This is a genomic window from Brevibacillus laterosporus LMG 15441 (assembly GCF_000219535.2).
Classification (GTDB): domain Bacteria; phylum Bacillota; class Bacilli; order Brevibacillales; family Brevibacillaceae; genus Brevibacillus_B; species Brevibacillus_B halotolerans.
This window is the reverse complement of the sequence record NZ_CP007806.1, coordinates 4474801-4490749: the sequence shown is the minus strand read 5'-3', so window position 1 is coordinate 4490749 and position 15949 is coordinate 4474801. Positions and strand designations below refer to the sequence as shown.

Genomic DNA, 15949 nt, shown 5'->3' with positions numbered 1-15949 from the left:
TAATCACTCCTTTTCAACTCCATTCTATTATAATCCCCCTACTTACGAAAATCCATGAGTTTCTATACTTATTATCATTCCTTTATCAAAAATAGGGGAGAAATGCACAAGTGTTGCTGGTTCATGAGAAAGTCCTTCCTGAGCGGACAATATTAAGATAAATGCAAAAAGTTTGTTGAAAGCATGGTATACTAATGGCGTTCCTACTTGTACTTATATATTCCTGCATATAAACATTGGATCGGAGGAAGATCTACGTGAAGGTTTATCGCAACATAAAGGAATTAATCGGAAATACACCTATTGTTGAACTGACGCAATTTGCTTTACCAGAAGGAGTTCGTCTGTTTGCTAAATTGGAGTCCTATAATCCAGGGGGTAGTGTAAAAGATCGTCTCGGAGTAGAATTAATACGAGATGCAGAAGAACGTGGTCTTTTGCAGCCTGGCGGGACTATTATTGAACCAACAGCAGGGAACACAGGGGTTGGTGTAGCGCTGGCCGCAGTTAATACCTCTTATCGTGTAATCTTTTGTGTACCTGAAAAATTTTCAATGGAAAAGCAAGAGCTTATGCGCGCCTTGGGGGCGGAAGTGATAAATACACCAACGGAATTAGGAATCAAGGGAGCAATAGCTAAGGCAAAGGAATTAGCTGAGTCCATTCCAGGAGCATTTGTGCCGCAGCAATTTGCCAACCCAGCAAACCCAGACGCTCACTATAAAACAACAGGTCCCGAGATTTGGGATCAAATGGATGGCCAAGTGCATACCTTTGTGGCTGGTGCAGGGTCTGGTGGTACCTTTATGGGAGTGGCACGTTATTTAAAAGAACAGCGTGCATCGATCAGAACTGTTATAGTTGAACCAGAGGGATCTATCTTAAACGGTGGAGAATCTGGTCCACATAAAACAGAGGGAATTGGGATGGAGTTTATCCCAGATTTTATGGATACTTCTTATTTTGATGCCATATATACCGTTTTGGACGAGGAAGCTTTCTCTCTTGTAAAAGAATTAGCGCGTAAAGAAGGTATTTTGGCTGGTAGCTCAGCGGGTGCAGCTTTACATGCGGCTTTGCAGGAAGCAGAAAAATCTGTTCCAGGAACGAATATTGTTGTACTATTTGCAGATAGTAGTGAGCGATATTTATCGAAACAAATCTATCAGGGGGGTCTATGACATGAGAATGAAAACTCGATTAATTCACGGTGGTATTGAGGGAGATATTCATACAGGAGCAGTATCTACACCGATTTATCAGGTGAGTACCTATAAACAAGAAGGAATTGGCGTTCATAAAGGCTATGAATATTCTCGTACAGGTAATCCGACACGCCACGCACTAGAAACCTACATGGCTGATATAGAAGGTGGAGCACGCGGATTAGCGTTTGGTTCGGGAATGGCAGCTCTATCCACTATTCTGTCCCTATGCAGTCAAGGGGATCATCTTGTTGTAGGAGATGATGTTTACGGTGGTACTTATCGCGTAATTACTCGCGTTTTCTCAAAATTGGGCTTGGAGGCTACCTACGTCGATACGACTGACCTCGCTGCTGTCGAAAAGGCATTACGTCCTAATACTCGAATGATTATTATGGAAACACCTACCAATCCTTTGTTAAACGTAACAGATGTAAGAGCGGTAGCCGCTATTGCAAAATCTAAAGGAGTTTTACTTGTAGTAGACAATACCTTTATGACTCCTTATTGGCAGAACCCATTGGATTTGGGTGCCGATATTGTCTTCCATAGCGCAACAAAATATTTAGGCGGGCATAGTGACGTAGTAGCTGGTATCGTTGTTACGAAGGAAGCCGAGCTTGGTGAACAGTTGCACTTCCAGCAAAATGCCATTGGGGCGATTTTAGGTCCTCAGGATTCATGGTTATTGCTACGTGGAGCTAAGACTCTGGGACTCCGCATGGAGGAGCATGAGAAGAACGCAAATCAATTAGCGAAGTGGCTCCAAGAACAAGCTTCGATCAGCCGTGTGCTTTATCCAGGCCTTGCATCTCACCCAGGCCATGAGCAAATGAAAAAACAAGCACGAGGCTTTGGCGGCATGATTTCTTTTGATGTAGGCAGCGATAAACGTGCAGAAGAAGTATTATCTAAATTAAAGTACTTCACTCTTGCTGAATCCTTAGGAGCAGTTGAAAGCTTAATCGGATTACCTGCTCGTATGACGCATGCCTCGATTCCTGCCGAACGACGTGCAGAGCTAGGGATAACAGATGGATTGCTTCGTATCTCTGTAGGTATTGAGGATGTAGAAGATTTAATGGAAGATCTGGAACAAGCTTTATCGTAAAAAAAATAGTTGTTAGTGATAAAATCAAGAAGCCAACCCAAACAGCGAAAAATGTTGGGTTGGCTTTTTTCGCATATACACTATTCTTACTTTGGCTAGATGCATGGTATCGTATTTGTTCGAGTAAACTCTAAGAGATGCTGCAAAAATATAAGTATGTAAATAATACACTCTGTCGTACATGCTTGTATTAACCTAGAAATGTTATTTTTTGAGAAAGATTTGAATGTTCAATCGACATAGACGGCTGTAAACCAAAAACAATATAATGAAGACAAACAGGGAGGCGGAGGGGTTCAAATGAACGTAGAAATCCTGGTATATGGAACGGAGCAATTATGCGCAAGCTGTGTGAATCTACCTTCAGCTAAAGAAACAGCAGTATGGCTAGAAGCGGCTGCTGGAAGAAAGTTTGTACAGGATCAATTTGTCGTACGCTACTGTGATTTCTTACACCCAACGACAGAAGTGGATAAATTATGGGCAAAAAGAATTGAAGAGGAAGATTTGTGGTATCCACTTGTCGTAATTTCCGGGGAAATTGTCGGAGAAGGAAATCCAAAGCTAAAGCAGGTGTATGAAGCTTTAGAAAAAGCAGGCGTTCAACCGATCGAAAGCGTTTAGGAAATGGAAAAAATAAGGTGTAACCTTTTTGTAAAGACTTCCTCACAGGGAAAACGTTATGATGAAGATGCAATCATAACAGAAAGAGAAGATGATGAATGAAAAACCATAAATGGATAGGGCTTTTAACCCTTGGCCTTTTGCTTGTCACTGGATGTAGTGATCGGGCGTTAACCAATCCCGCGTTGCTATCGAATGCTAGTGCAGAGAATACAACTTTAGAGATGTCGAACCAAATGCCAAATGAACCTGCAAAGCCAGAGCAGCCTGATAAACCGCAATCCATAAGCAATCCCTCACCTATTGTGAAACAAGAAGGAATCGAAAAACAATGGGAAAAAGATATAATGCCAATTGATCCTAGTAAAGTAATTGGAATGACAATACAGCAATTATTTGCAGAAAAAGGTGAAGGGAAAAAGGATTATGGTTATAATGCGGATGGAAAATTCCTATCGGCTATTGAATACAAGGAAACGTGGTTTCAATGGAAAGAGCCAGCGAGAGCTCAATATATTATCAATAATAACAAAGTAATGCAAATTACCTTAACCTATGAGAAAAGTACAAAGGTGCATGATCTAATTAAACAGATATCAAGTCTTCTTGGCGAGGGAGAACAACGTAAAGAAATAGGCGCACCTTCCTCGTACTCTGCTCATTGGAAAACAGAAACGGCAACATTTGACCTACAGTATTTTGACACTTATACGGAGATTTACATCTTTCCCACCCGGTAAAGAATTGATCAATGAATGAGCAACAGTAAACCTACCTTTCCCGTCTACTTTTGGGAACAAGGTAGGTTTTTTTGTATTCACGGAGCTTTTGTCAGTAGACAAAATCGTGTTATGTTTCAATTCACTTCAGTGTCGGCCTATTCATAATCTGGAGATAGCAAGGATAAAAAAGGTGGATGAGAATGGCTAATAAAAAACTGATTGGAATTTTAACAAGCAGAGAAGGAACGACGTTTAAGGAACCCAAATACTTTCGGAATTTGATCCATCAGGGGAAAAAGCTAGGCGCATCAGTATTTCTATTTTCCCATCGTGATGTATTGGTCAAAAAACAACGAGTCAGGGGATATGTACCGGATAAACATGGCGGCTGGAGAAGTAAGTGGTTTAGATGGCCAGACGCGGTCATAGATCGTTGCCGAACTAGGCAACCCGGATACTTATCCTTTCGCCGTAAACAGCATTTTTTATATGCAAACAGCATTTTCTCTAACAAATGGAATATAACAAAATATCTATGGACAAATAAAACCATGAGAAAATGGATGCCGCAAACCGAAATGTATTCAAAAGAGGCCTTACAGGAATATGTAGAGAATTTTGCGATTGTTTATGTAAAACCGGGTAACGGTACAGGTGGCCGCAGTGTTCTTAAAATTTCTAAAGGAAACGGTGGTTTTTTACTAGTTGGCAGGAATCGGAATTTGCAACGTAAAACATGGCAGGTAACATCTAGAGATGCTTTGGTCGAGCGGGTCAATCTATGGGTGGATCAGGAACGAATTCGTAACGGTCATTTTATGGTTCAACAAGGTCTAGATTTAGAATTACTGCCCAACAGGCCAAGTGATACGCGCTTATTAATTCAGAAAAATCAACAGGGACAGTGGAGTGTTACGGGTTTAGGAGTAAGGGTTGGACTGTTGAACAGTGCTACCTCTAATCTGCATAACGGTGGTAAGGCCACTGACTTTACCAGCTTCATGAACAACAGATTTGGTGAAGATAAAGGTAAAAAAATCTTACAGGAATGTCATGAATTAGCTTATTACACAGTCCAGAAATTAGAGGAAAAGTATGGTCGAATGTTAGAATTTGGTTTGGATATCGGGATAGATACGGCAGGGCAAATTTGGCTAATAGAGGTAAATCCAAAACCGGGCCGCGATATCTTTTTAGGAATGGGAAAAGCTAAGCTGTATAAAAAGGCAGTTCGTAATCCCTTAGCCTATGCCATGTGGCTTGCTGACAAGGAAAAAATTCTGAGAAATGATAAGTAAAAAATTACGTTACCGGAAGCAAAACGAACGAAGAAGCCAGAATGCAAAATGAACGGGATAACTGCTCAAAAGTCATTTAGCTACAGGAGTCTACTTATTGTGAGAACAGTAGGTGGCATCTGTAGCTTTGTTTACGTTGTAAAGATGACAGAGATAACAAAAATCTTGCCTTTGCTAGATAAGTGGGCATAAGGGTAAAATATTTTTGAAAAGAACATTATAATAGAATATATACGTAATAAAGAATATATCATTTACTTATAAATATATAGGAAGAAAAACCCGTTTTTTTGGGACACAAGGCAGGAATTAATATGAAAAAAGTCGAATATCAAAGTGCTATTGATGCGATCTTTACTAGCCTTCAGCATGTATAAAGCAAGTCTACTCTAGATCAAACAGATAGTTTGAATGGTAATGAGGAGTATTTGAGTGGATAGAATAACATCCACATTCATAGGAAAAGGTGTAAGGGTAGGAGGTAGCTCATGTCTGACAGAGATTATGATTCCCCGCAACAATTGAGGAACTACGAGCGTCTTCACACCATTGGAGAGCAGGAGAGTCAAATTGCTAATTTACAAAGAAGTATAGCTCAAATGGAAAATAAGCTACTAGAACTAACACAGCAGCATAGAAGAATCTTTGAAACACTACAAACTCAAATTTTTGCAGGTAAACGACAAGAGGACGGCTCTTTTGTTCTCACCTTTTCGGAAGGTAAGGTTGCAGAGGATTTAGGAGTTACAACAAAGGATGTAGAGGGGAAAACTGTTATTGAAATTTTCCGTACTGATATAGCTCCCTTTGCTCAGCAAAAATTTGAAGAAGCATTCTCTGGATGCTGTGTATGGTTTGAGTTTGAGCAGAATGAACGCTTTTATATTACGCAAATCTCCCCCCTTTTGGAAGGCGATAAAGTAACCGAGATTGTCGGTACAGTGTTAGATATTACGCAGTCAAAGCGTGTGGAGCAGAAAAAGAAACTGTATGCACAAAAATGTAAAACTAGTTTATCGATTCTGCCTCACGTCCTGTTTTCCTTTGAAAAACGAGAAGATAACCAAATTACCGTTACATTATTTGAGGGAGCACTTACTAAGCGTTTTGGAGTGGGCATAAAAGAGGGGTCCCTTGAAGATGTAATGCTACCGAACATGGTAAAAATAATAAAAAGTCATGTAGAGCGTGCCTTTTTGCAAGAAACAGTTGATTTTCAGATTTCACTTGATAACAGGCTGTATTATGGACATCTAAAACCCGTAATCATTCAGAATTGTGATACAAATAATCGAAAAGTAACAGAAATTGTTGGTTTTTTAACCGATGTGACTGAGCAAAAGCAAGTTGAAGAAATGCTACACGTAGTGACTCAGGGGATTACAAATAAGATGGGGGAAGAGTTTTTTCACTATCTAAGTCGCTCATTGATAGATGTTTTGGAAGTGGATTACGCATTTATTGCAGCATTACATAAGGGTAAACCAGGTCGTGCAGTTACGATATCCATAAGTGATAAGCAAGCTTATTTAGAGAACATCGAGTACGATATTGCTCATTCTCCTACTGAAGAGGTGATCAAATCTGGGGAAATCTGTGTGGTAGAAGGTGTACAGCAGATATATCCGCTCGATCAATCGCTTCGTTTCTTTAAAGCGGAAGCCCTAATGGGACAGCTTTTATATGATTCTAATGGCAGTCCAATGGGGATTCTTGCTGTTATGAGCCGCAAGCCAATCACCAATCCAGGATTAATTGATTCCATGTTACATTTATTTACGTCCAGAGCCACTGCTGAGCTAGAACGCAAATTGGCAGAAGAGCAGCTCATTAAAAATAATGCTATTTTGCGAGCGACACACGAATCGATGATGGACGGTATGCTGATTGTTAATGAATGGAATCAAATTGTACATTACAATCGAAAATGTAGGGAAATGTGGAAGATACCTGAACATGTGGAGCAACAAAATAATGCCAATCATTGGCTTATGTACATGTTGTCGCAAATTAAGAATAATCATCAGGCAACAGCCCTTTTTGATCTTGCTCAAGTGAACAGGCTACAACCTGACACAGTGGAGATAAGCTTTTATGATGGACGAGTATACGAGGTCTACTCAGGACCGATTGATTCATCTCAACAGCATGATTACGGGAGAATTTGGATATTCAAGGATTTAACAGATCGGAAAAAACACGAAGAGATGATGAGCCAAAAGCTTTTTTACGACTCGCTGACAGGGTTGCCAAATCGGGTATTGTTTGATGATCGTCTACTCCTAGCTATTTCTCAGGCAAAGCGCACGGAGAGTATGCTAGCTGTGGTCATTTTAGATTTGGATTGCTTTAAGGTATTTAATGATACATTGGGGCATGCGGCAGGAGATCGTCTACTGCAATTAGTCGCCGCACGTTTGGCTGATCATATGCGTGAGGGGGATACCCTTTGCCGCTTGGTAGGAGACGAGTTCCAATTCATTTTCCCGGAAATATCTAGCCTTCAGGATGTCGCTCAACTCTCACAAGAGCTACTAGATAAGATTGCGCTTCCTTTTGAGATGGAGGGTCAAAGTTTAACAATGACTTGCAGCATTGGCATTAGCTTGTACCCAAATGACGGAACCACACAGCTAGAATTGGTGAAAAATGCCAAGGCAGCTTTATACCGATCAAAAGAAAAGGGCGGAAATATTTATCAATTATATACGCCTGCTATGACGCAAAGTGCTTTTCAGAAGCTGACTCTCATGCAGGATTTACGTTATGCAATCGATCGTAATGAGCTTTTTTTACAATACCAGCCCCGTTTTGATTTAAGCTCAGGAGAGTTAATTGGGATGGAGGCATTAGTGCGATGGCAGCATCCTAAGCTAGGATTGATCTCACCAGGTGATTTTATTCCATTAGCCGAAGAGATGGGATTCATCGTCACGTTGGATGAATATGTTCTCAAAGCAGCATGTATTCAGAATAAAAAATGGCAGCAAGCTGGATTAAAGCCAGTACGCGTAGCTGTTAATATTTCTCCTGTTGAGTTTCAACAGCGTAACCTCGTTGCAACCATTGCCAAAGTTTTGCAAGAAACCAATCTTGCTCCGGAATATTTAGAGGTGGAGATTACAGAGGGTGTCACTATGCATAAGGTAGAGACGGCTATTACTACCTTGCATGAGCTCAAGGAATTAGGCATTCATTTATCTATTGATGATTTTGGGACGGGGTATTCCTCCCTTAGCTATCTGAAGAAATTTCCCGTGGATACTCTTAAAATAGATCGTTCCTTTATTCGTGACATTACAGTTGATCCTGATGATGCAGAGATTGTTTCCTATATTATTGCCTTAGCTAGGAGTTTAAAGCTGAATGTAATTGCGGAAGGAGTAGAGACAGAAGAACAGAAGAGCTTCTTAACGGAAAAGCAATGCTATGAGATGCAGGGGTTTTATTTTAGTCCTCCGCTTCATACAAATGAATTTGCTAATTTATTGGAGAATGTAAGCAAATAACAAGGCATCATAATAGACAAAAAACCCGGTATATAATCCGGGTTTTCTTTTTTCACTTCCTCAAGATGCAATTTGCCGATTTAATATAATGTAATAGTATAAATATTTTGATATTATAATATGGAGTTATAGCTGAGCAGAGAAACAAACAACCGCTCCTTTAAAAAGTCAGAACGGTCGTTGTATCAAAATTCATTCAATTAAGTTAACCTAAATGGTTTTTATACATCCAAAGGACACCGCTTTTCATTACACGCGGCATTTGACCTACAAGCGACATTTTGCCCATTACGCCAAAACCTTCTTTTTTGCCAAGAGAGCCTAGTGTCCCTTTAAGCTTAATAGCAGGCATTACGCTAGGATAACCCTCGCCCTTCATCTCACTTTTTAATACCATGGCGATTTGTTCTCCTTGCATCTCAGCAAGCTGGGCGCTTGGGGCATAAGGTAAGCTGGCACTGTCACCCACGACGTACACATTGGTATAATCAGGTATCTGGTGATAAGGATTGAGGATTGCTCGTCCGCTATTATCATGCTCAATAGGCAGATTACGTACAATGCGGTTGGCTTGAATACCTGCTGTCCAGACGATGACATTGCTTTCTATAGGTTGATTGTTGTTATAAACCACACCATCCTCAACACAGGTTACATTAGCCATATTAATAAGTTCAACGTCATTTTTAATAAACCATTCAGAAGCATAATCCTGCAATTTTTTCGGAAAAGGGCTTAAAATGCTTGGCCCACGATCCAATAAACGAATGGTCAGATCTGGACGGCTCTCGCGTAATTCAGCAGCTATTTCTACACCGCTTAAACCACCGCCGACAACAGTAACTGAACCATAGGGGTTAATATTATTGATCGCTGCATAAGCGCGACGAGTAGAGCCCAATGTTTGAATAGAGTGTGTGTATAGATCGGCTCCCGGAATATTATGATAACGATCCTCACAGCCCAATCCAAGAATGAGCCAATCGTATTCTAATTTTTCTTCATTTTCAAAATGGATCAAGCGCTCAGTTAGGTTGATGTCAATAACTTCTCCGTGTTTAATCTGTAAGCGTGGGTCGCTTGGAAAGGGCACGCGCACTTTACTTTCTGGTTCTGTTCCGGCTGCTAACGCGTAGTATTCGGTTTTTAAACCGTGAAAAGGCATACGATCTACTAGCGTCACCGAAACATCTGCCGGCAAGTCTGGGGTAAGTATGTGTTCGATGATGCGTAGGCCCCCATAGCCACCACCTAAGATAACTAGTCGTCTCATAGGAAGTCTTATCCTTTCTATGCCATATTTAAAACGGTTCCATTTTAAACAATGGAAGTGCAACAGAAACTTTTAAACGCATAAGGAAAATGATATAATTTGAAGTCGTCCCCAATCATTATAACTCTACCGTCTGTTTAGGTCGAGTTCCAATATTCACATAACTGCAATAATTTTTGAATAGGAGGGGCCCATGAAAGCTTTAGTGGAATTTTGTTCAAGCAATGTCATTTCTTATACCAAAACAGTCATGGATGCACTAGAAAATGATCCTGACTTGGATGTGGATGTAGTGGAATATGGCTGTTTAGGACACTGTGGCGAATGCTACATGCAACCATTTGCGCTAGTTAATGGAGATTTCATCACAGCGGAAACGACGGATTCGCTTTTGACATTAATTAAAGAAAAAATACAGGAATTTGTTCAGGAATGGCAATAATCGGCCGAGGGATGTTCATTAAAAAGAAGAACGCTTGTTGAAAAGTCCACTTCAGTGGTCATCTTCAATCAAGCGTTCTTTGTTATTAGTACTCTTTAATCACGTTATAGTGCGTGTCGCGTTCTACAGCAATTTTACCTGCACCTTTAATTAACCAGATCAGGTCTTCCTTGGTGATCCCTTGGTCAGATAAAGCACCAGCAGCATGACTGATACGTTCTTCTACTAGGGTACCGTGGGCGTCTGATGCACCAGCACGTAAAGCTAGCTGGGTTAATTGTGTACCGATATTAATAAAGTAGGCTTTAATATGATCTACATTATCGACCATGAGGCGGCTAATCGCAATTGTCTTGATGTCGTCCATCGCAGAAGTACGGCGTCTAATACCTGCTGTAGCTTTCATTGGTTGGACAGCTAAAGGAATGAAGACCTGGAATCCATTTGTCTCGTCCTGTAATTCACGGATACGCGACATATGAATTAAACGCTCTTCTTTCGTTTCGATGGAGCCGTATAGCATTGTACATGGGGTCAGCATACCCAGTCCGTGAGCTGTACGGTGTGCAAGCAACCAATCGTCTGTGCTTGCTTTTTCGGGACTCATTTTAAGACGGTATCGTTCCGTTAAAATTTCGGCACCGCCACCTGTCAAACTCTCAAGACCTGCATTCATCAATTCTTTTAGCACTTCTTCCATGCTGATGCCAGCTATACGGCTAAAAAATTCGATTTCTGCTCCGGTGTAAGCTTTGAGTGCTACATCTGGATAAGCCTTCTTTAAGGTGCGAAGGGTGTCGACATAGTAGTCAAAAGGAACATGATTGTTATGACCGCCAACGATGTGGAACTCACGAATGCCATCGTTAAAACGCGTTCCTACATAGTGAAGCAATTCTTCTGAACTCATCGTGTAAGCGCCCTCTTGATCCTGATCGCGGCGGAAACCACAAAAGCGGCATTTAGCTTCACATACATTGGTCGGATTAATATACATATTTTGAACAAAGTAAACTCTATTTCCATTTATACGCTCGTTCACTAAATTAGCTAGTTGAGCAATACTAAACACATCGTCTGATTCATAAAGGGCTAGCCCATCTTCTATGGTAAGACGCTCGCGATGTAAGACTTTTTCAGCAATCGATGCCAGCGTTTTATCTTGCGAAGCTATTGTAAGCAAGGACATATTTTCAACTCCTGAATAGTTATATAATACACAATCCAATGATCGTTCCATCAATTAAAGTATCTCTATTATAAGCTTCTTTGATAAATGCAACAACCTTCTAAGTTTTTACTGTGACAAGTTAAAAACTTGACAACAACACACAAAATTGTACAAAATATACAGAACAAATAGTGACTTTTGTTTGCAGAGGGTTTTATTCTAAAGTAAAATGTGAGATATAGCTACATGAGGGGGGAGAGAAAATGCGGGAACAATTACTCGAGAAAATGGAACTCCTTCGCCAACAGATGGTAGAAATTGGGACCCAATATGGGTTACATCACCCAGAGGTATTACGTTGTAGCCGGGAAATTGATTTGTTACACAATCAGCTTTTACAAATGGAAAAAGAAGTAACCTTCTGCAATGATAAGCCTTTCCACCTTCATATATTTGAGAATCGAACCCATTTCGCTTGAGGTTTGCTCTATATACTTTATGGACGGCGTCTTACAGGCGTTGTCTTTTTATTTCACTTTGTTTTCGAAAATTCTTACTTAGAGAAGTGCATCGTTACCTTGTTGCACTATATAATTCTTTGTATACTTAAGGGAAGCTGTTTTATAATAAAAAAACAGGATTTTATAATTGTTGATCGAGGAGGGGAATAGAATGATCAACTTCACACCTCAAGCAAGTGCTAAAATTCGTGAATTGCTGGAAGCGGAGAATAATCCCAATATCCTTTTGCGCGTTGGCGTAAGAGAAGGTGGATGCAGCGGCTTCTCGTATGGCATGGGAACGGATGAATCAACGAGCGAGAGCGATCAGATTTTTACGTATGAGGGTTTTAAAGTAGCGGTTGATGCCGAGAGCTATAAATATATTGAAGGACTCGTAATTGATTATAAGGAATCCATGATGGGCGGCGGATTTACGATGGAGAATCCGAATGCCGTTGCTTCTTGTGGATGTGGTGCTTCATTCCGTACGCGTGATTACGAGGGAAAAGCTGAAAAATGCGAGTAAGTGCTTTGTACTAACAAGCGAGCTCCGCAATCAGAGAGAAGGCCTTCTTGCCTTGTGTAGGGGAATTCATACATGAGCAAGAGGCTTCTCTTTATTTTTTTACTACACGAGAGAATGGAATCAAGAAGCTGTTACTTGAGTGAGAGAGGGAGGAGAATACGTGGAAAGGATAGCCGTAATCTCTGATATTCATGGAAACATACCAGCATTGGAAGCTGTGCTAAACGACATAGAGAAGCGCGGAATTAAAGAGATTTATTGCTTAGGAGATTTGGCTGGAAAAGGACCTGAACCAGAAAAAGCGGTCGACATGATAAGAGAAAAGTGTTCCGTTACAGTGCGTGGTAACTGGGATGACTTCATCGGAAATCCTACAGAGGATGAGGCGTTTGTCTGGCAACAACAACGCTTAGGAGAAGAGCGGATTCGTTATCTGAATACCCTGCCTTTTTCATATGATTTTTGGATGAGTGGCAGATTGATTCGATTGTTTCACGCTTCTGCAGATAGTGTCTTCCATCGTGTTCGCTTCACTGCCCCGTTGGAGGAGCGTCTGGCTATGTTCGATAACACGGAAGCAACGGGAAAAGGAGAACATACACCTGATGTAGTCATCTATGGAGATGTGCATCATGCATTTATTCAAGGATTAAAAGCAAAATCGTTATGTAATACGGGAAGTGTTGGAAATCCATTGGATATGACACAGCCTTCTTATATGGTATTGGAGGGCGAACTACATAAGCGACAACCAAGTAGTTTCTCAATGTCAATTGTACGTGTTCCGTATGATGTAGAATTCGCTATTCAAGTAGCGATTGATGAGGGGCTTCCAGCAGATGAACTAGCGGCTTACAAAAAAGAATTGCGCACGGCACGTTACAGAGGATTACCAGATGAATAACAAAAGGACCCGGGAGAGGATGTCTCTTTGGGTCCTTTTAAGCTATAGCTATCTATTGTCCGCGATGACAAATCATCGACGCCGCTTAATGCTGCCAAATCCCTTTTTAACCTTTGGTGGAGAATTGGTGCGTGGGCGGTCAAACATGGAGGAGTCCTTTTTGGAGGACGAAGAGCTGCCAAACCATGAACTGCCTCCGCTGTCGCTTTGAGAATCTCGGATGATTTTACCCTTAGATTTCGTTGTGTCAGCATCAGATTTCTTAAAAATACTACCGTCAGAGGAAGACGATTTTCCACTATTATCAGAGGAACGGCGCAGAATTGAGCCCTTGCCTTCTGTAGTAATAGGTGCAAATGTCTTTTTGTCCTCTTTTGTGGGGGTTTGGTAATCGGACCCTGATTTATAGATATCTCGACTAGAATAGCCACGATAGTTACCTTGACCCTTGGATTTCATCGAATCAAACAGATCACCTAAAACAGAGGCAAAGAAGTAACCTTCTAGGAAAGACATATTATAATTTTTTTGAACGAATTCCTTACTATCTACTTCAATGATGGTATCGCTCGGATTAGCTTCATCCTTTTGCAGATGATACCATTCATCGGAATAGATAAGAAACATGTGGTCTAAATCTTCCTTGGAAATTTCCTTGGGCTGTCGCTTTTCAGCCAGCTCCTTGGCAACCTCAGGAACCGTTTTGTCTGTCGCGCGATAAATGCGCGATGATTCGGCCCCGTTTTTCGTAATCTTCTCTAGTGGATAAGATGATCCAACCGACTGATCGGCGCAACCAGTTAAGAGTCCGGCGACCAGAGAGAGGACGAGGGTTGTCTTTAAGAATTTTGACAATGCTTGCCACATGAGGCCTCCCTCCTACACTCCCCGGAGTACTTTTACATCAGCGGGGATGATAAATTCTCCTTCATACAACATAAAGCGTCCGTCTTGCCATTCAATGCGCAATAGCTTGCGGTTATCGGATTGGAATTCCCAGACATATTGTTCACCATCCGAAGAAAATGGTGTTTTTCCTTGTGCCGTCATTCTTCCATCGAATTGCTCTTCCAAATGATACTCAATGTCATCTAACTCGATAATAGTAGGAACCTCATCAGGAGAGTCAAGTCGACCGTCAATTGGGGTATACAATTCATAGCTGGTTTTCTCGCGTTCTTCAATTTTTAAATAACGCAGGGTGTTACCATCCTGTAAGGTTAGCATAATGGCGTTTCGTTTCGGATTACGAGTGCGCCCTACAACTTGGTAGGTAACGAACGAGACTTCCACAATATCGCCTGATCCTACAGTCAGGATACTTTTTTCAACAAGGGGAGGCTCAGGCTTTTTTAGGATATTTTTAACACGTTGAAAAAAACTCATATGCATTTCCTCCTACAGCAGGCAAGCGGTAATAATAAAGGCGCCGGTAACATGAAGAGAGCCAGAAAAGAGCGCATGGGCTACTTTTCCTTCCTGTGTTCCTTTATTCAAGTCAAGACCTGCTATCTGGTATACGCTAAATTGAATGATTTTTTCGAGAACAAATAATAACACGAAAGATACGACTGAAACGAGTAGTCCCTGAATTAAATCGTTAGATAAAGATAATGATTGCGATAATATATAGCCCTGAGCAAGCAGTTTCATAATAAAGCGAGTGGAGACGGCTACATTTCCTCGCTTAATCTCTTCCATGTCCTTATACTTGGTGAATAGAGTGTCGATCCACATCAAGAGGCATAGCAAGAGAGCGCCTGAGGCAGTCCAGACGATCATTCGTAAAATATTCAAATCTCCAAGCATACGAAACCTCCTTTATCATTTTGACGCATGATGCGTGTAATATCCAGTGAAAAAACGTGGAATAAGTAACAGAAAGAAGAAAGGGGGGCCGCATAAAGCGGTTTACCCCTGATATTTTTTTAGTAGCGCAGCTAGTTCATCCTCTACTACTTTATCTTTATGCAATTGGGCAATTTCATCATCTAGCGAGGTTTGTTTTTTGTAAATTTCACCGCTTGCCTCTGCTTCAGCTTCTAGTTGAAGGGCACGATCTTCCATACGCTTAAGGCCAGCCATCGCTGTATCACTGTTAAATCCAGCCATGCTTTTGTTGATATTTTTTTGCGCATTTGCTGCATTCACGCGAGCCACTAGTGTTTCACGTTTATTTTTCAATTCCACCACTTGCTTACGCATTTCTTCTAGCTTCAAGCGCAGGTTGTCGGCGGCTTCTTTATTTTTTGCATAGCTCGCTTTGTATTCTTCCATTTTTGCAGTAGCTGATTTTTTCTCTTCTAATGCACGACGAGCAAGATCAATGTTTTGAGCTTGAGCGGCAATGTGTGCTTGCTCCTCACGCTTTTGAACCAATGCTTCTTGTTCCTCATACAGCAGCTTGAATTTTTTTTCAAGAGCGATTTGAGCAGCTACAGCTTTCTCAGCATCCTCTAAATCCTGCTGCATATCACGTAGATATTGGTCAGTCATTTTAATTGGATCTTCTGCTTTTTCAATTAGAGCATACAAGTTAGACATGGTTAAATCACGTAGACGTTTAAAGAATGACACAAAGCATTCCTCCTTGTTAGTAGCAAACATATTAGTTAGGCCCATAGGCCCTAGCATTTTAGCGCTTATACTCTGTATTACGTC

At 41.0% G+C, this 15949-nt stretch carries 16 protein-coding genes; 10 read left to right on the top strand and 6 right to left on the bottom strand.

Going from position 1 to position 15949, the window contains the following annotated elements; all coding sequences use genetic code 11:
• Positions 1–257 precede the first annotated feature (257 nt).
• The 6 genes from cysK to BRLA_RS19730 all read left to right on the top strand — a co-directional run bounded on the left by cysK (position 258) and on the right by BRLA_RS19730 (position 8469).
• Entirely contained in the window at positions 258–1181 is a 924-nt protein-coding gene (gene cysK, locus BRLA_RS19755; protein ID WP_003334634.1) for a cysteine synthase A, read from the top strand.
• A gap of 1 nt (position 1182) precedes the next feature.
• Positions 1183–2316 (top strand): bifunctional cystathionine gamma-lyase/homocysteine desulfhydrase, encoded by a 1134-nt coding sequence (locus tag BRLA_RS19750; protein ID WP_035318430.1) that lies wholly within the window; start codon positions 1183–1185, stop codon positions 2314–2316.
• 300 nt (positions 2317–2616) lie between these two features.
• Complete coding sequence (locus tag BRLA_RS19745) at positions 2617–2940, top strand: YuzD family protein (RefSeq protein ID WP_003334636.1); 324 nt, start codon at positions 2617–2619, stop codon at positions 2938–2940.
• 98 nt (positions 2941–3038) lie between these two features.
• Positions 3039–3680 carry a hypothetical protein gene (locus BRLA_RS19740; protein ID WP_003334637.1) on the top strand — a complete coding sequence of 214 codons (642 nt, stop codon included), beginning with the start codon at positions 3039–3041 and terminating at the stop codon, positions 3678–3680.
• Between the two features lie 182 nt (positions 3681–3862).
• Positions 3863–4960, top strand: a complete 1098-nt coding sequence (locus BRLA_RS19735) for a YheC/YheD family endospore coat-associated protein (protein WP_003334639.1) — start codon at positions 3863–3865, stop codon at positions 4958–4960.
• Positions 4961–5448: 488 nt separating this feature from the next.
• A complete protein-coding gene (locus BRLA_RS19730; protein WP_003334640.1) occupies positions 5449–8469 on the top strand; it encodes an EAL domain-containing protein in 3021 nt (1006 codons plus the stop codon).
• Between the two features lie 205 nt (positions 8470–8674).
• Here the strand turns inward: BRLA_RS19730 and BRLA_RS19725 are convergent, their stop codons facing one another.
• Positions 8675–9742 (bottom strand): NAD(P)/FAD-dependent oxidoreductase, encoded by a 1068-nt coding sequence (locus BRLA_RS19725; protein ID WP_003334641.1) that lies wholly within the window; start codon positions 9740–9742, stop codon positions 8675–8677.
• Positions 9743–9935: 193 nt separating this feature from the next.
• Here BRLA_RS19725 and BRLA_RS19720 point away from each other — a divergent pair, with 193 nt between their 5' ends.
• On the top strand, positions 9936–10184 hold the full coding sequence (locus BRLA_RS19720; RefSeq protein ID WP_003334642.1) for a YuzB family protein: 249 nt from the start codon (positions 9936–9938) through the stop codon (positions 10182–10184).
• An 85-nt stretch (positions 10185–10269) separates the two neighbouring features.
• Here the strand turns inward: BRLA_RS19720 and mqnE are convergent, their stop codons facing one another.
• Positions 10270–11373 (bottom strand): aminofutalosine synthase MqnE, encoded by a 1104-nt coding sequence (gene mqnE, locus BRLA_RS19715; protein WP_003334643.1) that lies wholly within the window; start codon positions 11371–11373, stop codon positions 10270–10272.
• Between the two features lie 245 nt (positions 11374–11618).
• On the opposite strand from mqnE, the gene BRLA_RS19710 reads away from it, so the two are divergent.
• The 3 genes from BRLA_RS19710 (at position 11619) to BRLA_RS19700 (ending at position 13288) form a co-directional block, all read left to right on the top strand.
• A complete protein-coding gene (locus BRLA_RS19710; protein WP_003340846.1) occupies positions 11619–11834 on the top strand; it encodes an aspartyl-phosphate phosphatase Spo0E family protein in 216 nt (71 codons plus the stop codon).
• 193 nt (positions 11835–12027) lie between these two features.
• Entirely contained in the window at positions 12028–12384 is a 357-nt protein-coding gene (locus BRLA_RS19705) for a HesB/IscA family protein (RefSeq protein WP_003334645.1), read from the top strand.
• Between the two features lie 160 nt (positions 12385–12544).
• Positions 12545–13288 carry a metallophosphoesterase family protein gene (locus BRLA_RS19700; protein ID WP_003334646.1) on the top strand — a complete coding sequence of 248 codons (744 nt, stop codon included), beginning with the start codon at positions 12545–12547 and terminating at the stop codon, positions 13286–13288.
• A 72-nt stretch (positions 13289–13360) separates the two neighbouring features.
• On the opposite strand, the gene BRLA_RS19695 is transcribed toward BRLA_RS19700, so the two are convergent.
• The 4 genes from BRLA_RS19695 to BRLA_RS19680 all read right to left on the bottom strand — a co-directional run bounded on the left by BRLA_RS19695 (position 13361) and on the right by BRLA_RS19680 (position 15865).
• Complete coding sequence (locus BRLA_RS19695) at positions 13361–14155, bottom strand: DUF4247 domain-containing protein (protein WP_003334647.1); 795 nt, start codon at positions 14153–14155, stop codon at positions 13361–13363.
• 12 nt (positions 14156–14167) lie between these two features.
• Positions 14168–14674: a DUF4178 domain-containing protein gene (locus BRLA_RS19690; RefSeq protein WP_003334648.1), complete on the bottom strand. Its 507-nt coding sequence runs from the start codon at positions 14672–14674 to the stop codon at positions 14168–14170.
• Between the two features lie 12 nt (positions 14675–14686).
• A complete protein-coding gene (locus tag BRLA_RS19685) occupies positions 14687–15097 on the bottom strand; it encodes a DUF350 domain-containing protein (RefSeq protein WP_003334649.1) in 411 nt (136 codons plus the stop codon).
• 102 nt (positions 15098–15199) lie between these two features.
• Positions 15200–15865, bottom strand: coding sequence for a PspA/IM30 family protein (locus BRLA_RS19680; RefSeq protein ID WP_003334651.1), 666 nt, complete (start codon positions 15863–15865; stop codon positions 15200–15202).
• Positions 15866–15949: the final 84 nt, after the last annotated feature.